This window comes from Streptomyces sp. NPDC107538, assembly GCF_055657445.1.
In genome coordinates this window covers 1,252,064-1,274,535 of sequence record NZ_JBVKAY010000001.1, presented here as the reverse complement: position 1 = coordinate 1,274,535, position 22,472 = coordinate 1,252,064, and the positions used below count along the sequence as shown (strand labels likewise).

Sequence of the window (22,472 nt, the reverse complement as noted above, 5' to 3'; positions counted from 1 at the left end):
CTAGGGTCCGGCGGTACGTGTGGTGAGGTCCTCGTCGGTGATGGAGCGGACCACTCGGCACGGTGTTCCTAGCGCGACGGTCATCGGGGGGATGTCGCGGCTGACGACGCTGCCGGCGCCGATGACCGATCCGTAGCCGATCCGAACGCCGGGCAGGACCACCGCGTTGCTGCCGATCCACACCTTGTCCTCGATCACGATCGGCTCGGAGAACCGCGCGAAGTCGGTGCGTCGGGCGGGGTGCACCGGGTGTCCTGTCGTGGTCAGGGTGACGCTGGGCGCGATCATGACGCCGTCGCCTATGCGGATGTCCACGTCGTCGACGAACGTGAGGTTCACGTTCCCGAAGAAGTCGTCACCGAGGTGGACGTTGCTGCCGAAGCCGGCGTGGAACGGCGGGAGCAGCACGGTGCGTTCGCCGAGGGAGCCGAAGATCTCGACGAGCAGCGACCGGCGCCTGTCCGTGTCGCCCGGTGGTGTGTGGTTGTACTCGAAGATCTGCTCCGTGCGGCGGCGGGGGGCCTGGAAGGCCGCTTCCGATTCCGTGTAGACGAGTCCCTCGGCGATCCGGGCCAGGACGTCGCCCTCGTGACCATGCGTCACAACGGGCATTCCCTTCGTCGCACAGGCGTCATGAGTCGCTTGCGGGGGCGGTGCGGGAGACGTGGCCGACGGCGGTGCGCAGGTCGTCCTCTCCGGTACGCAGCTCGGGCAGGGGGGTGGCGTTGGCGGGGTTGAGCGAGTCGAAGAGCAGGGTGACGAAGCGGGCGCGCAACGAGGGGGCGGTGCCGGGGAGGGCGAGGCCGGCGACGGCCATGACGAGGAAGTGGGGGATGTCCTCGGCGGTGAGGTCGGCGCGGATCCGGCCGGCCCGCTGCGCGCGGACGAGGAGGGGGTGGAGTGAGTTGCTGAAGCGCTGGAGGACGTCCACGGCGACGTCGGCGAAGTTGCCGGCGAAGGCGACCAGTCCGCGCTCCTCGGTGATCAGGTCGAGCAGGCGCGTGGCGATGTCCTGGAGCGCCTGACGTGTGTCGGCGTCGGGGGCGTCCTCGGCGCGCTCGATGAGCGGGAGCAGGTCGGTGTCGAGGATGTCCTCGAGGACGGCCCGGACGACGGCCTCCCGGTTGGGGAAGTGCCGGTAGAGCGTGGCGATGCCCACGCCGGCCTCCGCCGCGATCTGTTCCAGCGAGCCGTCGCCCTTGCCCAGCACGGTCCGTCCCGCGGCGGTGATGCGTTCCACGCTGGAGCGGGCGTCGACCCGGCGCCGGGGGGCTCGGTCGTTCGTGGGTGCCATCCGTGACTCTTCCCTGCTCCGCGTCGGGGCCCGCCCCGAACCCTCACCTTCCGAGAGAACCCTATCGCATTGATAGTTGACTATCACTTTGATAGTACTCTCTCACTTCATCGCGAGACCTGGCCTGTCAGGTCGTGAGTGGCAAGGGAGAGTTCTGTGTCCGTTCTGCTGTACCGGCTGGGCCGGTTCGCCTACGGCAAACCCTGGTACGTCATCGGAGGCTGGCTGGCCGTGGTGGCGTCCGTCGTGGCGCTCCTCGCGGTCAGTCCCGTGCGGCTCAGCAACGAGGTACGCATCGACGGCACCCCCGCCCAGCAGGTCATCGACGATCTGGCCACGTCCCTGCCGGAGGCCTCCGGAGGCCAGGGCATGCTGCTCTTCAAGTCCGCGGAGGGCACCCGGATCGACGACGAGCGGGGCCGGGCCGCGCTCCTGGCGGCGGTGGACGCCGTCTATCGCCACGACCACGTCATCGACCCCCGGGAGCTCCTGGCCCGGGAAGCCGCCAAGGGCGAGGACAGCCCGCTGCTGCGGGCCCAGGGGGCGGTGGCCGAGGCCGCCGGGCCACCCTCCGAGGGGGCGCCCGTCCCGTTGTCGGCGGACGGTCTCCCCGTACCGGGCGTGGTCGTCTCCGCCGACGGCTCGTCCGCGCTGCTGCAGTTCCAGTTCGACGAGCAGACCTACGAGCTGCCCTCGGGGACGATCGACAGCACCGTCGACGCCGCCGCACGCCAGGCCGCGCGAGGTGGTCTCGACGTCCTGCCGTCCGCGGCGATGATGGAGATTCCCGAGATCATCGGGGTCGGCGAGATCGTCGGGGTCGCCGTCGCGGCCATGGTCCTGCTGGTCACCCTCGGGTCGGTCGTGGCCGCGGGGCTGCCCCTGGTCATCGCCCTCGTCGGCGTCACGGTGGGGGTCGGCGGCGCCTTCACCCTGTCCACCCTGTTCGAGATCCACTCACTCGCCGCGGTCCTGGCCCTGATGCTGGGACTGGCCGTCGGCATCGACTACGCGCTCTTCATCGTCAACCGTGAACGCCGACTGATCCTCGACGACGGCCTGGACGCCCACGAGGCGACCGCCCGGGCCGTCGGCACCGCCGGGAGCGCGGTCCTCTTCGCCGGCAGCACCGTCGTCATCGCCCTCGCCGGGCTCCTGGTCATCCGGATCACCCTGCTCTCCACCATGGCCCTGGTCGCGGCGGCGACCGTCGTCGTCGCCGTGCTGCTCGCCCTGACCCTGCTGCCGGCGCTGCTCGGCCTGGTCGGGGAGCGCGTGTGCCCGGCCCGGACCCGCGACCGGGCCACGGCTCGGCGCGAGCACACCGGGTCCGGTCGTACCCGGGCCGACCGCTGGGGAGCGGGCCTGGTCCGCCACAGGTACGCCGCCCTCGCGGCTGCCGTACTGATACCGCTGACCCTGGCCCTGCCCGCCGCCGACATGAAGCTGGGGCTGCCTTCCGGCGCCGGCTACAACACCGACACGGGACAGCGCCGTAACTACGACCTGGTCAGCGACGCCTACGGCCCCGGCCACAACGGCCCCCTCCTGATCGCCGTCAGCTCCACCACCACCGCGCCCCTCGCCCCCGAGTCCCTCGCCGCCATGACCTCGGAGCTACGGGGCATCGAGGGCACGGACTCGGTCGCCCTGGCCGGGATGAACGGGACCGGCACCACCGCCGTCCTGAGTCTCGTCCCCGACAGCGGCCCGAACGACGACGCGACCAAAGAACTCGTCACCGCCGTACGGGACCAGAGCGAACGGATCGGCCGGGCCCATGGCGCGACCGTGGGGATCACCGGGTTCACCGCGCTCGCGATCGACGTCTCCGACCGGCTGGCGGACGTCCTGCCGCTCTACGTGGGCACCGTCCTCGCGCTGTCGCTGATCGTGCTGCTGCTCGTCTTCCGCTCGCTCATGGTCCCCGTGATGGCCACCCTCGGATTCCTGTTGAGCGTCTCCGCCGCGTTCGGGATCACCACCGCCGTCTTCCAGTGGGGCTGGCTGCAGCAGTTGATCGGCGTGGACGCCACCGCGCCCGTCGTCAGCCTGCTGCCCATCATCATCACCGGCGTGCTCTACGGACTCGCCATGGACTACCAGATGTTCCTGGTGACCTCCATGCGCGAAGCGCACGTCCACGGGGCCGGCGCCGTGAGCGCCACCGTCACCGGGTTCGCCCGTGCGAGTTCCGTCGTCGTGGCCGCGGCGGGCATCATGGTCTCCGTCTTCGCCGGGTTCGTCTTCAACGCCGAGCCCATGATCAAGCAGGCCGGCTTCGCACTCGCCGCGGGCATCTTCATCGACGCCTTCGTCATCCGCATGACCCTCGTCCCGGCCGCCATGGCGCTCGCCGGCGAGAAGGCCTGGTGGCTCCCCGCCTGGCTGGACCGCGTCCTGCCCGACCTCGACGTAGAGGGCGACCTACTCGCCCGGAAGATCCCCCTGCGCCGCTCCCCCGCCTCGCCCCCCACCACATCGGACCAGCCCGCCACCACCGGCACCGTGCACTGAGCCGTACGCCGACAACCGGTCCCCGGCTGGTCAGCGGCTGGTCAGGATCTGTGGGGCGAGGTTCTTGATCATGGTGTTGGTCCAGCGCATCTGTCGCAGGGTCCGCGCATGGCAGCGGGTGACGACGGCGAGCAGGTCCTCGTCCTTGGTCGCCTGCGCGACCTGGGCGAGCATCTCCCAGTTCAAGGAGTTCGCCGCGGCGGTGAGGTGCAGGGCGCTCAGATCGGACAGGAGCCGCAGGGCGGGATCGGGGTCAGGGTTCAGTGGCTCCACCGCCGGGGCTGCCTCGGGAGCCTGGTCGAGGTCGAGGCCGCGCTCGTGGGCGGTCTCGGTCAGGAGCCGTGCGTGTTCCCGGGACCAGGTGGCGAGATCCATGGCCGTGTGACGGACCTCGTGCTCGGCGCGGTGGCGTCCGGCGGCCGTCGTCAGCCGGTCGGCGAGGGTGTTCTCGCCCCGGTGGAGGGCGCCCAGGACGAGTTCGACGCCGTTCATCGGGCGGTCTCCTCGTCGGGCGCCGGGGCAGGGCCGGGGTGAGCCGCGCCGCGCAGTGCGGCGGTGGCCGTCTTGAACAGGGGCTGTTTGGAGACGGGGTCCCAGTCGGTGACCGTCGCCTCGTTGGCGGCCCGGCCGGGCGCGTCGCCGTACGGGGCGTGGCCTCCCTCGGTGTCCCAGTAGCCGTAGTGGAAGGGCACGAACAGCAGTCCGGGGCGGATGCCGGTCACCCGGAGCCGCCCTCGCAGGGCGCCCCGGCGGGTGACGACGTCGACGAGGTCGCCCTCGTCGAGGCCGAGGGCCGCCGCGTCGCCGGCGGACGCCTCCACCCACACCTCCGGCGCGGCGGCGTTCAGCTGTCGTGCCCGTCCGGTCTTGGTCCGGGTGTGGAAGTGGTACAGGGTGCGGCCCGTGGTCAGCTGGAACGGATACTTCTCGTCGGGCGTCTCGTGCGGCGGGAGGTAGCCGGCCGCCTTGATGACCGCCTTGCCGTCCGGATTCAGGGAGTTGTACTCGGCCTCCTCGTCCGGGGCGCCGGTCACGAGATCCTTTCCGTAGCTCTCGCACAGGTCGGGACGGGCCCAGGTGATCCCGTCGGTGTAGAGGCGCTGGGTGCCGTCCGGGGCCCGGTCGTCGCAGGGCCACTGGATGCCGCTCCCGCCGCGCAGCCGGTCGTAGGTGAGGCCGGTGTAGTCGCAGGGCCTGCCGGCACTGCACCGTTTCCACGCCTCGAACGCGGCCTCCGGGTCGTGCCAGGTGATCAGCGGGCCGCCGTCCTTGTCCCGGAAGTCCATGCGGTCCGCGTAGTCGAGGAAGATGTGCAGGTCGGGCCGGGCCTCGCCGGGCGGTTCGACGGCCTTCTCCGACAGGTGCACCGTGCGGTCGGCGTTGGTGAGCGTGCCGGTCTTCTCGCCCCAGGTCGCGGCGGGCAGGACGACATCGGCCAACTGGGCGGTCTCGGTGAGGAACAAATCCTGCACGACCACGAAGAGGCGGTCCTGCCCCAAAATCGCGCGGATGCGGGAGAGTTCGGGCAGCGACACCGCCGGGTTGGTGCCGCTGATCCACAACATGCGGATCGAGCCCTGCTCGGCATAGCGGAACATCTGCATCGCGTGGGTGGGCGGGGCGTGGTGCGGGATGTCCGCCGGGTCCACGTTCCAGACCTTCGCGAGGTCGGCGACATGGCCGTCGTTCTGCCAGTTGCGGAAGCCGGGCAGGTCGCCGTCGGCTCCGCACTCACGGGTGTTCTGGGCGCTGGGCTGACCGTTCATCTGGAGCACCCCGGCGCCCGGCCGTCCGAGCATGCCGCGGATCAGGTGCAGGTTGTTGATCTGCACGGCCGCGGCGGTGGCCTGGTGAGACTGGTAGACGCCTTGCAGGACCGTGGACAGCAACCGGTCGGCGGTGCCGAGGAGTTCGGCGGCCTCGCCGATCCGTGCCGCCGGGACGTCGCAGATCCCGGCCGCCCAGCGCGGGGTGCACTCCGCCACCTGGGCGGTCAGTTCCTCGAAGCCGACCGTGTGCGCGGCGATGTAGTCGTGGTCGACCCGGTCGGTACGGATGATCTCGTGCAGCAGCGCGTCGAGCAGCGCCACGTTGGTGCCGATGCGTGGAGCGAGGTGTACGGCCGCCCGGCGGGCCACCCGCGTGGGGCGGGGGTCGACGCAGAGCACGCGGGGCGGGTCGGCGCCCTCCAGCCGGTCGAGTACGCGCATCCACTGCACGGGCTGCGTCTCGGCCATGTTGTGCCCGAACAGGGCGATCACATCGGCGTGGTCGATGTCGTCGTAGGTGCCGGGCTGCCCGTCGCAGCCGAAGGACTCCTTCAGCGCCTCGGCCGCGGTGGCCGTGCACAGGCGGGTGTTGCCGTCGAGATGGTGGGTGCCGACACCGGCGCGCGCCAGCACCGCGAGGGTGTAGTACTCCTCCAGGAACAGCTGCCCGCTGGTGTAGAAGCCGATCGCTCCCGGACCGCGTTCGGCGAGCAGGGCCCTAGAGCGGTCGGCGATCCGGTCCATCGCGGTGTCCCAGTCGCTCTCCACCAGGCGTCCGCGCTCGCGGACCAGGGGGCGGGTCAGCCGGTCGGGCGAGTGGTTCGCCTGCCAGCCGAAGAGGTCCTTGGGTTCCAGCCGGCCATGGTTGACGCGGTCGTCGGCCCGCCCGCGCACGCCGACGATGCGGCCGTCCAGGACCGCGATGTCCATGGCGTCCCCGTCGGAGTGCAGCAGCGACGCGGACCGCACCCACCGCTGCACACGGCTCGGTACGACGCCCGTCTCCAGCTCGGTGTCGACCCGCACGGGCCAGCGCTCGTGCCGGCCGTACGGTGTACGGCTGCCCCACGGCCGGACGATCCGCTCGGGCGTCCTGTCCATGTTCGCTCTCCAGCCCACGCCGACGGCTTCCGACGCCGGTCCCCGGTTACCCCTCGGCCCCCACCCGAAACAGGGACGCGACGAGGCACTCACGGCACCGGCGCCCGATCCCGAAGTGCCCCGGGCCGACCCCGGCCCGGGGCGCTTCCGCGCGCCGCGCGCTCACGTCAGGCGGCGACCCAGTACGTGCGGGTGTTGGTGAACTCGCGGAGGCCGGCGGCGGCGAGTTCGCGGCCGTGGCCGCTTCGCTTGGTGCCGCCGAAGGGCAGGCGGGGGTCCGAGGCAACGACGGCGTTGACGAAGGCCGCGCCGCTGGTGACGCGGCGGGCCAGGGCGACGCCCCGTGCGGGGTCGGCGGTCCAGACGCTCAGGCCCAGGCCGTAGACGGTGGCGTCGGCGAGCCGTACGGCATCGTCGTCGTCGCGGGCGACGGTGAGGGCGGCCAGCGGGCCGAAGGTCTCCTCGTCGAAGGCGGGCATGCCGGGGCCGGTGTCCGCCAGAACCGTGGGCTGGAAGAAGTACCCGTCTCCGGGGATCGGCTTGCCGCCGGTGAGCAGTCGCGCGCCCGCCGCGACCGACTCCTCCACCTGGCGGGCGATCGCCGTGCGCAGGTCGTCGCGGGCGAGCGGGCCCACCTGGGTGGACCGGTCGGCCGGGTCACCGATCCGCAATGCCTCGACACCGGCCACGAACGCCGTCGTGAAGGCGTCCGCGACCGCCTCGGCCACGATGAACCGCTTGGCGCACACACAGCTCTGGCCGGAGTTGGTGAAGCGGGCCTTCACCGCCGCCGCGGCCGCCCGCTCCACATCGGCGTCGTCGAGGACCACGAAGGCGTCCGAACCGCCCAGCTCCAGCACGGACTTCTTCGCCGCGCGCCCGGCCGCCGCGCCGACGGCCGCGCCCGCCCGGTTGCTGCCGGTGAGGGTGACGGCGGCGATCCGGTCGTCCTCGACGAGCCGGGCGGTCACCTCGGGCACCTCCGGGTCGGCGATCACCAGAGCGGTCACGAGGTGCTCGGGGAAGCCCGCCTCGACGAAGAGGTCCTGGAGGGCGAGCGCGCCGCCGGTGACGTTGGAGGCGTGCTTGAGCAGAACGCCGTTGCCCGCCACGAGGGACGGGATCGCGCAGCGCATGACCTGCCAGACGGGGAAGTTCCACGGCATGACGGCCAGGACCAGCCCGACGGGCTCGTACGCCACCCAGGCCCGCGCGTCGCCTCCCACGTCGACCTGTTCGTCGGCCAGGATGCCGGGGCCGTGCGTGGCGTAGTACTCGGCCGTGACCGCCGACTTCTCCACCTCGCCCGCCGCCTCCCCGATCGGCTTGCCCATCTCGGTGGTGGCCAGGCGGGCGAGGTGGTCCTTGTGCTCGCGCAGGACGTGGGCCAGCCGCGCGCCGCGGGCGGCCCGTTCGGCGACCGGCACCCGGGCCCAGGCGCGGGCGGCGGCATGGGCGCGCTCGACGGCGGCCTCGACGCGTACGGCGTCCCAGGCGTCGTAGGCCGCCAGGGGCCGGCCGGTGGCGGGGTCGAGGGTCCGCACGACGGTCGGGGAGGGGGTGGCGGAGGTGGCAGGAGTGGAGGGGGTGTCGATGCCGGTGGTCATGAGGTGGCCGCTCCTCCCTTGTCGTGCTCGGAGAGGTGCGCGAAGGTCTCGCCGGTGGCGGTGATGGTGCGGGTGACGTCCCGGCCGCCGTAGACCCAGTAGATCCGCATGACGCCCTCGCCCCGGTTGAAGAACCGGTGCGGGACGCCCGCCGGGACCCATGTGGCCTGACCGGGCTCCAGGTCGAAGAATTCACCGTCTATCTCCGCCGTCGCCTCGCCGTCGAGGATCAGGACGGACTCCTCGACGTTGTGGCTGTGCAGGGGCAGTCCGGTACCGGGCTGGAACACGGTCTGGCCGGTGGTGATCACAGCCTGCTCGGAGTTCCACTTGCCCACGTAGGGGAGCGTGGCCACTCCCCCGCCGCGGTCGAAGCGTTCGACCTCGTCGGGGTGGATGAGCAGGTTGGGCTCGGCGGGTTTGGTGCACATGTGAGGCTCCTTGCGGGTGTTCAGGAGTGGTGGAACAGGCGGCGGGAGAGCGTGTTGACCTGGCTGCCGGGGACGACGTACTTGGCCGCCGCCTCTCGCCAGACCTTGAAGTGCGGTGCGGCGCGGTGGGCGTCGACGGCCGCCTCGTCGTCGTAGATCTCGTGGAAGACGAAGTGGTGGTCGTCGGCCAGGTCGCAGACGACGTCGAAGGAGCGGCAGCCGGGCTCGTCCGTGAAGGACCGCTCGGCGTTCTCCTCGATGGCCTTCAGGAAGTCGTCCCGGCAACCGGGGACGACCTGGAGGGATACGGTCAGGGCGATCATGCGGGCAGCTCCTGTGAAGAGAGGGGGACGGGCAGGGGGACGCTGGTGGCCTCGGCGATCCGGGCGAGGGCGGCCCAGGTGTCGTCGACGACCGTGACGCCCTCGGTGCGCAGCCGTTCGGCGGTACGGGTCTCCGGCTCACCGGGCACGAAGATCTCCGCCGTGCCGGAGGCGACGGGCGTCGACTTCGTCTCCTCGATCAACGCCTCCGTCCGCCGTGCGAACTCGGCCGGGTCGGCCATGGCCGCGATGTCGATACAGAGGAGGAGATGGCCGACGCCGCTGCGGCCCTCGGGGACGTACGGGCCGACCACGCCCGTGCCGAAGGCGCTGCCGGTGAGGACGCCCGCGAGGACGTCGAACATGAACGAGATGGCGTAGCCCTTGTGGCCGGCCATGGGCAGGATCAGACCCTCCACGGCCCGGCGGGGGTCGGTGGTCGGCACGCCGTCCGCGTCGGCCGCCCAGCCTTCGGGGATCGGCTCGCCCCGCTCCTTCGCGTGGTAGATCTTGCCCCGCGCGACCGCCGTGTTGGCGATGTCCATGACGACGACGCCGTGCCGGCCGCCGGGGGCGGCGATCGACCAGGGGTTGGTGCCGATCCGCTTCTCCCGGCCGCCCCAAGGGGCCATCGCCGGGCTCGCGTTGGTGGCCAGCAGGGCGACACAGCCCTGTTCGGCGGCCCGGCGCGTGAAGTACGCGGCGGTCCCGAAGTGCCCGGAGTTGCGCACGGCCACCGCGCTGATCCCGTGCGCCCGCGCCCGCTCCACGCCCCAGGTCACCGCACGATCGGTGAGCACCTGACCGAGTCCGTCGCGGCCGTCGACCACCAGCACGGCGCCGTTGTCGGTCACGATCTCCGGCGCGGCGACGGCGGTGGTCGCCCCGCTCGCGAGCCGGTCGAGGTACCAGGGCAGCCGCAGCATGCCGTGCGAGGGGTGCCCCCACAGCTCGGCGGTCACCAGGGTGTCCGCGAGCAGCCTGGCGTCCAGCGGAGGGACGCCGCGCGCCTCGGTGGCGGCGGCGGCGAAGTCCAGCAGATCGGCGGCACCGACGGTGTGCGGCATGGGTCGCCTCTCGGGTCGAGCGATGATGTTCACTGATGATGTATTCACTTCTGTATACAGCATGAGATTGCAGCAGGCGACAGCAGCGCCGAGGTGAAATCGAGGCTCCTCCGGAATCCCGTGGCCGGTGCTCAGCCGGTGATATCCACCTGGACACCCGCTCCGAAGTGCGGGTCCTGGCTGGTCAGGCCGTCGATGAGGGCCTGCAGGGTCTGTGCGAGGTGATGGCGGGAGGCCGCTTCCGCGGCGGGTGCGTCGCCCTTGGTGATCGCCTTCAGCATCGCGCGATGCTCCTCCAGCGAGGTCAGCATCCGGCGCGGCCCGCTGTGCGAGATGTGGCGCAGCCGTACGGTCTGACTGCGCAGATCACGGATCGTGCGGGCGAGGTAGGGGTTGGGGCACCCGGCGATGACCGCCTGGTCGAAGCCCTCGGTGACCTCGTAGAAGTCGTGGTACGACCCGGCCTGCGCGGTGGCGTCCAGCGCGCGGAAGGACTCGTCGAACTCCTCCAGGCGGGCCAGCAGTTCACGGAACGGCCCCAGCGATCGTTCGTCGGCCGCCCCCGCTGTCGCGACCGACGCCGCCGCCCGGGGCTCCAGCAGCATCCGGAACTCGAAGAGCGCCCGGACCCCGCCCAGCGAGATCGCGGCGACCCGGGCCACCTCACCGGGCACGAAGTCGACCAGGCCCTCCGTCGCGAGCCGCCGGATGGCCTCCCGCACCGGCGTCCGCGAGGCCCCCAGCTCCTCGCCCAGCTGCACCTCGCCCAGCTTGGCGCCCGGCCGCAGCCGCAACGACTCGATGTCGCCCTTCAGCCGCTCGTAGACCGCTTCGCTCTTGCCAGTCACCCGGGCCATGGAACTCCTTGTCGCCCTGCCGCACACCACGCTGTATACAGCCTAGCGTGCGCCAGGACGACGGAGTCACCCGACGACTGACCCGGCCCCGGTGGGAGCCGGTCAGTCGTCGGGGATTCCGGCGCCGCTCAGCGCGCGGACGGTGACCTCGGGTCGGGCCAGGGAGCGAGCCCCCAGCCGGAACTGGTCGAGCTTGTCGACGATGGTCTGGCCGACCGGCCGGTGTCCCCAGACGCTGATGCCCTGGTGGGTGGTGGGTTCCCAGGTGGTCTCGTCGATGACGATCGGGTTCCAGCCGACCTCCCATTCGAAGCCCGACGGTGTGCGGGCGTAGTAGGAGAGTTCCTTGTCGTTGGTGTGCTGGCCTACCGACAGGGCCATGTCGAAGCCGAGTTCGTGGACGCGTTCGTAGCTGCGGGCGAGGTCGTCGAGGGTGGCGACCTCGGTGTTGAGGTGCTGGACGCGGGTGCGGACCGGGTCGATCGGCAGGCCCCGGACCGCGGCGATGGCGAGGGAGTGGTGGCGTTCGTTGACCCGCAGGAAGCGGATCTTGAGTTTCACGCCGCTGATGGTCTCGTCGATGTAGTCCGTGAGCCGGGCGTCGAAGACCGTGTTGAAGTAGCCGCGCAGCTGGGCCGGTTTGGTCGAGGTGATCGCCACGTGGCCCATGCCCGAGGCGCCGGTGACGAACGCCGAGTTGAGCATGGACAGCGGTTCCGCCGACTTCACCGGAGTCGTGTAGATCTCCTGGGTGATGCCCTTGGGGCCGGGGAACCGCAGCAGCCGCTCGACCCCGCGCAGGGCCGCCTCGTCGTCGGTGCCCCGGACGACGGGGACGCCGTGGGCGCGCACCCTGGCCTCGATCCGCTCGAACGTGGTGTGGTCGTCGAGGTGCCAGCCGGTGACGACGACGTCCTCGGCGGGGCCTCGCCGGAGCAGGAAGCGGCACTCGTGGTCGTCCAGACGGAACCGCATGTGGTTCTTGTCCAGGGCGTCGTGGTGCAGGCCGATGGCCTCGACGCCGAAGCGCCGCCAGTCGGTGAAACGGCTGGTCTCGATGACGAGGTAACCGAGGTGGACCGAACCGAAGACGGAGGGCGCCTCGTGCACGTGGACGTTCATCGGCGGCCCGCCAGGAAGTCGGCGCACAGCGCGTTGAACAGCTCGGCGCGCTCGAACTGCACCCAGTGTCCGGTGTTGGCGACCAGGTACAGATCGCAGTTGGGCATCCGCTCGGCCAGCATCCGGCCGCCGGAGGGCCGGTTGACCTTGTCCGCCGCGCCCCACAGCACCAGCGTGGGCACGGGCAGCCGGGACAGTCGCTCGTCGCGGGTGAAGTCCATCCTCCACAGGGTCTTCAGCGCGCCCGGACCGGAAGGGCGGCGCAGCGGCGGGCTCGCGACGACCTCGGGGTCGATGCTGTCCCGGTAGCGGGCGTCGATGACCGTCTCCGGCACGTCGGCGGCGTTGAAGACCAGGTAGGTGCGGATGAACTTCTCCAGCTTCAGCCGGGAAGGGCCGTCGCCGGAGTAGTAGTTGAGCAGGCTGTTGAGGCCCGGTGTGGGCAGGGCGCGGGTGGTGCCGATGCCGCCGGGGCCCATCAGGACCATGCGGTCGACGCGGTCGGGGGTGTCCAGGGCGAGCCGCAGGGCGCAGGCACCGCCGTAGGAGTTGCCGACGAAGTGGGCCTTGGGCAGGCCGAGTTCGTCGAGCAGGCCGCGGACGTCTTCGGCGAGGTGACCGAACGGGTCGGAGGCGTCGATGCCCTTGGTGCTGCGGCCGTAGCCGGGCAGGTCGGGGACGACGACGCGGTACTCCTTCGCCAACTGCCCGATGTTGCGGGCGTAGTTGGCGACTCCGGAGGCGCCGGGGCCGCCGCCGTGCAGCAGCAGGACGGGCGCCGCGTCGGGGTCGCCCGCCTCCGCGACGAAGATCTGCCGGCCGCCGACGTCGACGAGGCGCTCCCGCATCGAGGGCAGTTCGGTGTGCGTGGGCATGGCGTTCCTCACTGGACGGGGGTGGCGATGGATACGGCCGTGGGGGCGAATCCGGTTGGGGGCGGCGGGAGTTGGCCGCCCTTGTTGGCGGCGGCGTAGACGTACGCGTCGGGGCGCAGGGCGAGGGTCGCCGCGCGGTGCCGGGTCAGCCAGGACCGCAGTACTCCGTCGGTGTCGACGACCGTGTCCTCGGCGGGCCGGGTCCCGGCGGGGGTGACGGTGAGCGAGGGCACGCCCAGGCGGTCCCAGGCGGGCTGGGGCGTGGCGGAGGCGGTGTGCAGCAGCAGCCAGCGGCCGGCGAGCACATCGTCGAGGCGTACGCGCTCGCCGTCGGGGCCGGTGACCCAGGGCTGGGGGATCTGCGAGCCGGTGGCCCTGTGGCGGGGGCGGGCCTGGAAGCCTTCGGCGTAGCGGGCGACGGGTATCCAGTTGGAGTCCTGCAGCCAGTCGGTGAAGCCCGGCAGGCGGGACAGCACCGGGGCCAGGGCGTCGCGGGGCCGGGTGATCGCCCTGCGGCGTTCGGTGATGATCCGCCCGACGAACACGGCCCGCCTGGTGACCTCCTTGACGTGCGGTTTGCGTTCCGTCTCGTAGGAGTCGAGGACCGACTCGGGCAGTTCGCCCCGCAGCACGGCCGCGAGTTTCCAGCACAGGTTGGCCGCGTCGCGCACGCCGGCGGCCATGCCCTGGCCGATCCACGGCGGCATGGCGTGGGCGGCGTCACCGGCGAGGAAGACCCTGCCCATACGGAAGCGGGCCGCGAAGCGCACGTGGTGGCTGTAGACGGTGGCCCGCAGGATCTCGATCTGGTCCCGGCCGATGCCGTACCTGGCCACCATCGAGTGGATCGCGTCGTGGCTGGTCAGGTGCTTCTCGTCGTCGTCGGGCAGGATCGGGAACTCCCACCGGTGGTGGTCGAGCGGGGTCGGACAGTCGACCGCCGGGCGCTCGGGGTCGCAGCGGAAGCGCAGCCGGTCGTGGTCCGGCCACGGCTTGAGCATCCTGGTGTCGATGACGACCCAGCGGTCCTCGTACGTCCGGCCCTCGTAGCCGATGTTCAGCTGGCCCCGGGTGAGGCTGGAGCCGCCGTCGGCCGCGATCACGTATCTGGCGCGCAGCCGGTGCACGGAGTCGTCGGCGGTGCCCACCACGGTCAGCTCGACACCGTCGTCGTCCTGGCGCAGCCTGAGGCACTCGTGGTGAAGCAGGATCTCCACGTTCGGATAGCGGTCGACGCCGTCGCGGAGGACCTGTTCGAGCGCCGGCTGGTAGATGAACATCTGCGGCGGATGGCCGTGGCCGCGCGGGGTGGGGTGCGCGCTGAGGAAGGCCCGGCCCTTCGCGTCGACGAAGTCGAGCCGGCGCTCGGCCAGCATGTCCTGCTTCAGCCGGTCGGCGAGACCGACGCGTTGCCAGACGCGCATCACCTCCTCGTCGGTGGAGATGGCCCGGGCGCGGGAGAAGACCTCGGCGTCACGCTCCAGCACGACGACCCTGAGACCCAGCGCGCCCAGCAGGTTCGCCGCGGTCACCCCCGTCGGCCCGTAGCCGATCACCGCCACGTCATACGCGTCGGTCTCGTCTCCCTCCCCGAGGTCTGATCCGGCTCCGCCCCTGGCTCTGATCCGGCTCACCGGGCCACCTCACTGTCCTGCGTCGGCTCACTGATGTAGCGATCACTACAATTGGAATGCTCGCTACGTTAATCCGGCCACCGGGGACGGTCAAGCGGTGCGCGGGTCGGCATCTTCTGTTCGTCGTCGTTGACCTCGCCGAGGAACAGCGTCATCCGCCGGCGGAGCCGTTCGGCGGCGGCGCGGTCCCGCATGAAGGCGGGGAATCCGTCGAGGCCGGCGTTCTCGTACTGCCAGACCGCCGCTTCCAGCGTTCGAAGTCCTGGTGGGTCTGCCGCTGGACGACGTCGAGGACGAGGGTGTCCGTGGCGAGTTGGTCGGCTATACGGGCGCCCTGGTACTTGCTGTAGTCGACGACCAGTAGACGAAGACGGCCGCCAGGGTTCTGGAGAGGCGGAGGGGGCGCCGGTTCCGGTGCCGGTCGGCCGGGGGCGGCGGGTTGAACGGCAGGGTGGTCGGTTCGCTTCGGGTGAGGGGTCAGCGGATCAGTTCGGCGGGCTTGGTGGCCTTGCCGAGGAGCCATTCCAGGGGTCCGCGCCGGAAGTGGCGCGACCAGAGCGCGGCGAACACGGTGACGGCGACGATGAAGCCGAGCAGGACGTGTACGGCCGGGCTGGGCAGCTCGTCGATGCCTAGGAACCCGATACCGACGATGTGGAGGACGTACGCGGTCAGGGACATCGAACCGACCGCGATCACCGGGCGGGCGAGACGGTGGAAGCGGGGGAAGGCGTCGACGGCGGCGAGACAGCCGATCAGGACGGCGATCGCGACACCGGTGTTGGCGACGATCGACAGGGTCGTCTCACTGTGCGGCGAGGCGACCAGCAGCCCGGCCGGGGAGCTGCCGTCCGGGTAGCCCCAGGTGTCCGACCACCAGGCCGACGTGGCCGAGCCGCTCCAACTGCTGTCGGTGAGTGCGGAGAGCGCGCCGGGCGTCAGGTGCAGGGCGAGCCAGGAACCGCCGTAGCCGAGGATCGCGAGGCCGACGCCCGTGACGGCCAGCCGGGTCCGGATGACGGCCGAGGCCAGGTCCAGCCGGGCCAGCGCCATACCGGCGACGACGAACGGGATCCAGGTCAGCGCCGGATAACTGCCCGTGAAGAGCAGGGAGACGATGCCGTCGGCGTCGGCGGGCCACGCCCAGACGCCGGTGACGCCGTCCTCGGGCAGCAGGTGCTGGACGCCGTACAGCACCTGGGGCAGCACCAGGGCACCGGTCACGGAGATGATCGCCAGGGGCAGAGCGCCGAGCCGGTGGAGCGGCAGGACGAGGAGGAAGTACAGGCCGTAGAAGGCGAGGATCACCTCCACCGAGGTGCCGGTCAGGGTGAGCGCGGTGCCCAGCGCCAGCAGGATCACCGCGCGGATCACCACCTTGGCGACCGCCTGCCGGCCCGCCCGGCCGGTCCTGGGGGTGCGCCGGCCGGTGATCAGCATGATGGAGAAACCGGCCAGGAAGGCGAACAGCGCGGACGCCCGCCCGTGCGCCAGCTCCATCAGGAAGCCCGTCGTGCCGCCCACGGAGGGGTCGGGACCGACATGGGCCGCGAACATGCCGAAGACGGCCAGTCCCCGGGCGAGGTCCACTCCGATGAGGCGTCCCACCGGGACTCGTCCGGCTTCGGGAGCCATCGGGGGTTCGTTCCGCACGGCCCCGGGTGCGGCGGTGGCCTGCCCCGTGAGCGCCGTGTCGGCTATGTGCTGCTGGGTCATGACTCCAGGCTGGCGAGCGGCTCCGGCGCGCGGTATCCGGCGACCGTCGGGTCCTCCCCCGCCACCCGGCGGGTCCGCCCCCTGCCGGGTGGGGGGCCCGACGGTGACTCCCCCACGCGGCGGGAACCCGCCCCGCTTCGAGTGAGTCTGCGGGTCCCGGCCCACGGGGACACCTGACGCCACCGGCCGGCGGGTACGGGCTCGGACTCGCGCCCGGTGGAGGGCGCGGCGGCGGCAGGGTCGAGCCCGGGAGCACGGCGGTTTCCGCTCCCTCGTCGGGGCCGGGGCCCCGTGGAGATCGCTTACGTGGCCGTCTGGGACCATGCTCATGACTTCGTCGTTCCGGCACCGGAACGGTCCGAGAAAGGCACGGCGGCATGACGAGCGTGGACACCTCCGTACTCGACGATCCGGTGGGTGAGTCGCTGCGCGGGCGGCACGCGGGCCTCGGCCGTCGACTGGGCCGGGCCGCCACGTACGTACCGGACGTCGCGACCTTCTCGGCAGTGCCTCCGGCCGCGGACCCGGCGGACTGGGACGATCTCGCCGGACTGCTCGGCCGGGACGCCTTCGCCGACATGTTCAGCTGTCCGGCGACCCCACCGCCGACGTGGGAGCCGGTCTTCGTCCTCGAAGGCCGGCAGATGATCTGGACCGGCGACCGGGACCGACCGGCCCGGGCGGGCACCGGCGACGTGGTCGAACTGGGCCCGGCCGATGTGCCCGAGATGCTCGACCTCGTCGCGCGGACCCGGCCGGGACCGTTCTGGCCGCGCACCCACGAACTCGGCACCTACCTGGGCATCCGCGCAGACGGCCGGCTCGTCGCCATGGCGGGCGAGCGCCTGCGCCCTCCCGGATGGAGCGAGATGTCCGCCGTCTGCACGGCACCCGAGGCACGCGGACAGGGCCACGCCGTCCGCCTGGTGAACGCGGTCACCGCCCGCGTCCTGGCCCGCGACGAACGCCCCTTCCTGCACGTCGCCGAGACGAACACCGCCGCGATCGCCCTGTACGAACGGCTCGGCTTCGAGAGCCGCAGCCAGGTGACCTTTCGTGGCTTCCGTACGCCGTGAGCCGCCGTCAGACCCCGGTCGGCCTCACCTTCTTGTCGGTGCCGTTCACCCGTACGGTGACGGGCTTCCGATGGCGGGCCCGGTCGGCCACGATCTCGTACGACGTGACCTTGCCGTCGCGCCACTCGCAGCCGACCTCGTAGCCGCCGCGGGCGCGGAGGCCGGTGAAGGAGCCCTTGGCCTTCCAGGCGTCCGGGAGAGCGGGCAGCAGGTGGATGACACCGTCGTGGCTCTGCAGGAGCATCTCCGCCACCGCGCCCGTGATGCCGAAGTTGCCGTCCATCTGGAAGGGCGGATGGTTGCAGAACAGGTTGGGGAGTGTGTTGTAGGTGAGGAGGCCGCGCAGCATGATCTGGGCGCGGTGGCCGTCACCGAGGCGGGCGAAGAGCGCGGCTCGCCAGGGCCAGGTCCAGGAGCGGCGGCTGTCGCCCGAGACCGTCGCGGCGGTGAACGGGACGCCCTCCTTCTCGCCGCACCGCGCCTTGAGCGAGACGAGGGCGGCGGCCGCGAACTCGGCTGTCCCCGGGGTGATCTGGCGGCCCGGGTAGACCGCGAAGAGGTGGGAGGTGTGGCGGTGGATGTCGGTGGGGCTGTCGATGTCCTCCTGCCATTCCTGGAGTTGGCCCCAGCTGCCGATCTTGTTCGGAGCGAGGCGGGCCTGCATGTCCGCGACCTTGGCCCGGTAGGCGGGGTCCGCGTCGAGCACCGCCTCGCAGTCGAGGTAGTTCTGGAACAGGTCCCAGATGATCTGCTGGTCGTACATCACGCCGTCCTCGCGCGGCCCGTGCTCGGGTGACCAGCCGTTCGGGGCGACGAGGAGTCCGTCCTCGCGTTCCTTGAGATGGTCCTCCCAGAACTCGCAGATCTCCTTGATCATCGGGAGGGCAAGGGTACGGAGGTACTCCAGGTCCTGGGTGAACGCCCAGTGTTCGTACAGGTGTTGTGCGTACCAGGCGCTGGCGACGGTGTTCCATTCCCAGGCGTTGCCGCCGAAGACGCTCTGGCTGGTGCGGGCGGTCCAGCCGCGGGTGTCGGCGCCGAACGCGTTGCGGGTCGCCACGCGGCTGGGCACCGCGACCTGTTCGATGAAGCCGACGAGCGCCTCGTGGCACTCCGGCAGGTTCGTCGTCTCGGCGCCCCAGTAGTTCATCTGGACATTGATGTTGGTGTGGTAGTCGGATGCCCAGGCGGGCTGGTTGCTGTCGTTCCACAGGCCCTGGAGGTTGGCGGGCAGGCCGTTCGGGCGGGAGGAACCGATCAGCAGGTAGCGGCCGTAGTCGAACATGCTCTGTTCGAGGGTGGGGTCCTCGCCGCCGGCGGCGTAGCGGGCCAGCCGGGCGTCGGTCGGCAGGGCGACGACGGCGGGGTCGGAGGTGCCCCAGGTGACGGAGACCCGGTTCATGAGGGCCCGTGTCTCGGCGGTGTGCTGGGCGCGGAGCTTGGCGTAGGGGCGGCGGGCCGCCTTGGCGAGGGTTCTGGCGATGACCGGTCCCGGGTCGGCTCCGCGCCATCCGGCGGCGGCGTCGAGCTTGTAGTCGGTGCGGGCGTCGAGGAGCAGGGTGAGGGTCGTGCAGTCGCGGAACCGGAGCGTCGTGCCACCGCTGCCCTCGCCACCGCCGTCGCCGTCGCCGTCGCCGTCGCCGTCGAGGCTGAAGTCGCCGTCGGTGTCGACGACTTGGACGGTGCAGGCGTGCTTGAGGCCGTTGCCCATGACGCCCTGGAAGGCGATCCGGCGTGCGTCGGCGTCGACGGTCGTGGGGGCCTGGTCCTGTCCGGAGGTCAGTGAGATCGTGCCGGAGAGCCCGTGTGCGGTCTCCGAGGTGTACCGGAAGACCATGACGTCGGCGGTCCGGGCGGCGAAGGCCTCGCGCAGGACGCGTCGCCCCGGTGCGCCGAAGCGGGTGGTGTGGACGCCGTCCACGAAGTCGAGGCCGCGCTGGTAGTCGACGACCGTCCGTTGCGTACGTGTGTCGAAGCCCTCGCCCATCAGCGCGATCTCCGCGATCCCGAGGCCCGGCGAGGACGCGGCGGGAGTGAGGGTGAGCCGGTACACGCGGTAGGCCGTGCCGTTGGTGAACCGGAAGGTGCGTGTCTCGCCGCGGCCGGCGAAGGGTTTCTCGGGGTTCTGTGTGTCGAGGTTCTGTGTGTCGAGGGTCGTCCAGGTGCTCCCGTCCTGCGACGCCTGGAGCCGCCATCCCCGGGGGTCCTCCCGTGGGCGGTCGGGGGCCGAGGTCAGCGCGTACGAGGTGACGACCTTCGCGCGGGGCAGGTCGGCCTGCCAGACGACCGGGGTCGTGGTGGCGCCGACCCGCCAGACCGTGGCCGGATCGCCGTCCACGGAGTGCGAGATGTCCGTGGCCCGGGACCCGCTCCCGGCGCCGGAGCCCTCCGAGTGCCCGCTCGGCGACGACAGGTAGACCGTGCCGCTCCCGCCGAGGTCGACGCCCGCGAGGCCGATCTCGCCGACCTGGAAGTGGCTGACGCCTGCCTTGGGGACGAAGTCGAACCGGTAGAAGCGGTAGGCGCCGCTGTCGGCGCTGGTGAACTCCTTCGTCTGGAAGCGGCTTTCGAAGGGCGCGTCCAGGGTGCGGCGGTCCAGCGTGGTCCAGGTGGTGCCGTCGGCGGAACCCGAGAAGGTCCACTCCTGCGGGTCGCGCTGCGGTACGTCGTTGGCACTCGTCAGACGGTACGACGCCACCTCGACCGGGTCGGGCAGTTCGACCTGCCACTGCACCTTCGCACCGGGCCCGTCGATGCACCACTTGGTGCTCGACGTGCCGTCGTACGACTTGTCGACACCCTCCGCCGCGGAACTGTCGTACGGTCCGCCCGGGGCCGTGACCTTGGGGCTGGCCATGGAGGCGAACGTGACGACGAGGTCGCCGAAGGTGCGGTACGAGCCGAAGCCGGTCATGCCGGTGTCGAAGTCGCTGTCCGGTCGGCCGGCGAGGGCGTTGTCGTAGTTGTTGAGCCCGCCCCACAGGCTCTGTTCGTTGAACTGGACGCGCTCCTCGTGGGGGTCGGCGAAGAGCATGGCGCCGAGGCGACCGTTGCCGATCGGCAGGGCCTGCGACTGCCAGTCCGCGGCCGGGGCGCGGTACTTCAGCGCCTTGCGCGAAAGGGTCGGCCACGGGTGGGCCGCCGATGCGTCCGTGCCTGCGGCCGAGGTGTCGGTGCCTGCGGCGACCGCCTGTCCCATGGGAGTACCACCGGTCAGTTGAGTGATCAAAGGTGCGAAGGCGAGGGCACCGCCGAACTTGAGGATGCTCCGTCGCTGCGGTTCGGGTTCATTGATCACGGTAAGCTCTCCCCGCCATTCATCGGCTCTTTCATCGGATCTCACCCTCTCCCGTGAGGGCGCGATCATCGTGGCGGTACGATTGATCCGATGTCTAGAGGGCGGCAGCATCTGAAATGACCACGCCGAGATCCGGGGGGACACGGACATGCCCACGCCTGAACAGATCTGGGCGGACGCCGATCTCCCCACGCGTCGGCTCGCCGGGCTGGCACTCAACCCGTCCGCGTCGGAAAGCGTCCTCCTGCGGCTGCTCTCCGAAGCCCCGCTCGCCGTGCGGATGGTGCTGTGCCGGGACCGGATCCTGCCCGACGCCGTCGTCGACGCGGTGGTCGAGCACCCCGACACGTACACCCGTAGCTTCTTCGCCCGTAATCCCCATGTCGATCCGGCCCAGCGGGTTCGGCTGCTGGACGATCCCGAGTGGTTCGTCCGCGCCCACCTCGCCGAGGGGCCGCGGGTGGCGGTGCCCGGCCGGCCGAGGCCCCTGCCGGACGACGCCGTCGTCCACATGATCAGCACGTACGAGGACGAACTCCTCGGCGGGCCTTTCTACCAGCAGATCTCCGATGAATTCCGCCGCTCCATGCCCACGCATCCGCTGGCGAAGGTCCGCCGTTGGGGCGTCGGCAGTTGGACCTCCCTGTCGGCGGACACCCGGGGCGCACTGCTCGCGGACCCCGACGACACGGTCCGGGAGATGGCAGGGCGTCATGCGCGCCATCAGGATCCGGTGTGGGTGGAGAGCGCGCTGCCCGACCACTCGTGCCACGCCCGTACCGACATGCTGCTCCACGACCGGCTCGGCCCAGCCGTGGTGGACCGCGTCCTCGCCCGGCCCGCCGGCGTGGAGGACAAGGCGATGATCGCCGAGAACCCCTCCCTCCCGCCCGACGCGGTGATCCTGCTGGCCGCCGACCCGGACCCGCACCTACGGGCTCTGATCGCGGGCCGCGCCGACCTCGGCCCCGCCGAGCGCCGCGCACTGGTCGCCGATCCGGACCCGGACGTACGCACGAAGGCGGCGAGCCGCGCGGACCTGGGGCCCGACGAGCGCCGTGTGCTGATGACGGACCCGCACCCGGAGGTCCGGCTGGCGGTGTCCCTGCACCCCGCGCTGAGCGAGGAGGAACGGGCCCGGATCGACTACCGGGTGCCCATGGACCAGTACTTCGTCTTTCGCTGTGCGCCCGAGGTTCCCCGGGATCCCCGGACCGTACGCCGGGACGCGCTCTCCCAGCACCCGCTCCTGCGCCGGCAGGCGGCCACGGACCACCGGCTGCCGCCGGACCTCGTCGCCCTCCTGGCCGCCGACGACGACCTCGGCGTACGCGTCCTGCTCGCCCAGAACCATCCGGCCGCCCCCGCGCCGCTCCTGCTGCGCAGCTTCCTCGAATACACCGGCCCGGAGCGCGATCACCTCACCACCCGGCCGAACTTCCCGACCCACGGCCTCGCCGCCCTCGCCGACCACAAGGACCCCGAGGCCCGCGCCCTGGCCACACGCGACCCCGAAACCGAGCCGGCCGCCGTGGACCGCCTCACCCGGGACCCGGACCCCGCCGTGAGGGCCGCGGCAGCCCGTCACCCGAACCTTCCGCGGGCCCGGCTCACGGCGCTCCTCGACGACGAGGAGCTGGCCCATGTCGCGGCGGCGAACGCGGCGTTGGACCCGGACACGATCCGGCGACTGCTGACATCGGTCGGCTGACGGGCGAGTCCGCCGTCGTGGAAGAAGCCTCCCGTTAACCCCCTGGCCCGACCGTATTTCGTTGAATCGTCACA

At 71.5% G+C, this 22,472-nt stretch carries 17 protein-coding genes; 3 read left to right on the top strand and 14 right to left on the bottom strand.

Annotated features, from left to right (window positions below; all coding sequences use genetic code 11):
* Both ACZ7MG_RS05550 and ACZ7MG_RS05545 read right to left on the bottom strand, forming a co-directional pair.
* Complete coding sequence (locus ACZ7MG_RS05550) at positions 1 to 603, bottom strand: sugar O-acetyltransferase (RefSeq protein WP_471394048.1); 603 nt, start codon at positions 601 to 603, stop codon at positions 1 to 3.
* A gap of 28 nt (positions 604 to 631) precedes the next feature.
* On the bottom strand, positions 632 to 1,294 hold the full coding sequence (locus tag ACZ7MG_RS05545) for a TetR/AcrR family transcriptional regulator (protein ID WP_471394050.1): 663 nt from the start codon (positions 1,292 to 1,294) through the stop codon (positions 632 to 634).
* 156 nt (positions 1,295 to 1,450) lie between these two features.
* Between ACZ7MG_RS05545 and ACZ7MG_RS05540 the strand changes: the two genes are divergently transcribed.
* Complete coding sequence (locus ACZ7MG_RS05540; protein WP_471394052.1) at positions 1,451 to 3,811, top strand: MMPL family transporter; 2,361 nt, start codon at positions 1,451 to 1,453, stop codon at positions 3,809 to 3,811.
* A 30-nt stretch (positions 3,812 to 3,841) separates the two neighbouring features.
* Here ACZ7MG_RS05540 and ACZ7MG_RS05535 read toward each other — a convergent pair whose 3' ends face one another.
* From ACZ7MG_RS05535 to ACZ7MG_RS05485, 11 genes are all read right to left on the bottom strand, one after another.
* Entirely contained in the window at positions 3,842 to 4,303 is a 462-nt protein-coding gene (locus ACZ7MG_RS05535; protein ID WP_471394055.1) for a hypothetical protein, read from the bottom strand.
* Positions 4,300 to 6,681, bottom strand: coding sequence for a molybdopterin oxidoreductase family protein (locus ACZ7MG_RS05530; RefSeq protein ID WP_471394058.1), 2,382 nt, complete (start codon positions 6,679 to 6,681; stop codon positions 4,300 to 4,302). Before ACZ7MG_RS05530 ends, ACZ7MG_RS05535 begins: the two co-directional genes overlap by 4 nt.
* A 167-nt stretch (positions 6,682 to 6,848) precedes the next feature.
* Positions 6,849 to 8,288 (bottom strand): aldehyde dehydrogenase family protein, encoded by a 1,440-nt coding sequence (locus tag ACZ7MG_RS05525; RefSeq protein ID WP_471394061.1) that lies wholly within the window; start codon positions 8,286 to 8,288, stop codon positions 6,849 to 6,851.
* A complete protein-coding gene (locus ACZ7MG_RS05520) occupies positions 8,285 to 8,719 on the bottom strand; it encodes a cupin domain-containing protein (protein WP_471394064.1) in 435 nt (144 codons plus the stop codon). Before ACZ7MG_RS05520 ends, ACZ7MG_RS05525 begins: the two co-directional genes overlap by 4 nt.
* A gap of 20 nt (positions 8,720 to 8,739) precedes the next feature.
* Positions 8,740 to 9,042: a putative quinol monooxygenase gene (locus ACZ7MG_RS05515; RefSeq protein ID WP_471394066.1), complete on the bottom strand. Its 303-nt coding sequence runs from the start codon at positions 9,040 to 9,042 to the stop codon at positions 8,740 to 8,742.
* Positions 9,039 to 10,109, bottom strand: a complete 1,071-nt coding sequence (locus ACZ7MG_RS05510; protein WP_471394069.1) for an Ldh family oxidoreductase — start codon at positions 10,107 to 10,109, stop codon at positions 9,039 to 9,041. The genes ACZ7MG_RS05515 and ACZ7MG_RS05510 overlap by 4 nt, the downstream gene beginning before the upstream one ends.
* A 131-nt stretch (positions 10,110 to 10,240) precedes the next feature.
* Positions 10,241 to 10,966 (bottom strand): GntR family transcriptional regulator, encoded by a 726-nt coding sequence (locus ACZ7MG_RS05505; RefSeq protein ID WP_471394072.1) that lies wholly within the window; start codon positions 10,964 to 10,966, stop codon positions 10,241 to 10,243.
* Between the two features lie 102 nt (positions 10,967 to 11,068).
* Positions 11,069 to 12,088: a VOC family protein gene (locus ACZ7MG_RS05500; protein ID WP_471394075.1), complete on the bottom strand. Its 1,020-nt coding sequence runs from the start codon at positions 12,086 to 12,088 to the stop codon at positions 11,069 to 11,071.
* Positions 12,085 to 12,963: an alpha/beta fold hydrolase gene (locus ACZ7MG_RS05495; RefSeq protein WP_471394078.1), complete on the bottom strand. Its 879-nt coding sequence runs from the start codon at positions 12,961 to 12,963 to the stop codon at positions 12,085 to 12,087. The genes ACZ7MG_RS05500 and ACZ7MG_RS05495 overlap by 4 nt, the downstream gene beginning before the upstream one ends.
* Positions 12,964 to 12,971: 8 nt before the next feature.
* Positions 12,972 to 14,588 carry a bifunctional 3-(3-hydroxy-phenyl)propionate/3-hydroxycinnamic acid hydroxylase gene (locus tag ACZ7MG_RS05490; protein WP_471394307.1) on the bottom strand — a complete coding sequence of 539 codons (1,617 nt, stop codon included), beginning with the start codon at positions 14,586 to 14,588 and terminating at the stop codon, positions 12,972 to 12,974.
* A gap of 486 nt (positions 14,589 to 15,074) precedes the next feature.
* Complete coding sequence (locus tag ACZ7MG_RS05485) at positions 15,075 to 16,313, bottom strand: DUF418 domain-containing protein (RefSeq protein ID WP_471394080.1); 1,239 nt, start codon at positions 16,311 to 16,313, stop codon at positions 15,075 to 15,077.
* Positions 16,314 to 16,690: 377 nt separating this feature from the next.
* Here ACZ7MG_RS05485 and ACZ7MG_RS05480 point away from each other — a divergent pair, with 377 nt between their 5' ends.
* Positions 16,691 to 17,389 carry a GNAT family N-acetyltransferase gene (locus tag ACZ7MG_RS05480; RefSeq protein WP_471394083.1) on the top strand — a complete coding sequence of 233 codons (699 nt, stop codon included), beginning with the start codon at positions 16,691 to 16,693 and terminating at the stop codon, positions 17,387 to 17,389.
* 7 nt (positions 17,390 to 17,396) lie between these two features.
* Here ACZ7MG_RS05480 and ACZ7MG_RS05475 read toward each other — a convergent pair whose 3' ends face one another.
* Complete coding sequence (locus ACZ7MG_RS05475) at positions 17,397 to 20,687, bottom strand: glycosyl hydrolase family 95 catalytic domain-containing protein (protein WP_471394086.1); 3,291 nt, start codon at positions 20,685 to 20,687, stop codon at positions 17,397 to 17,399.
* 148 nt (positions 20,688 to 20,835) lie between these two features.
* Here ACZ7MG_RS05475 and ACZ7MG_RS05470 point away from each other — a divergent pair, with 148 nt between their 5' ends.
* Positions 20,836 to 22,398 carry a hypothetical protein gene (locus tag ACZ7MG_RS05470; RefSeq protein ID WP_471394089.1) on the top strand — a complete coding sequence of 521 codons (1,563 nt, stop codon included), beginning with the start codon at positions 20,836 to 20,838 and terminating at the stop codon, positions 22,396 to 22,398.
* Positions 22,399 to 22,472 lie beyond the last annotated feature (74 nt).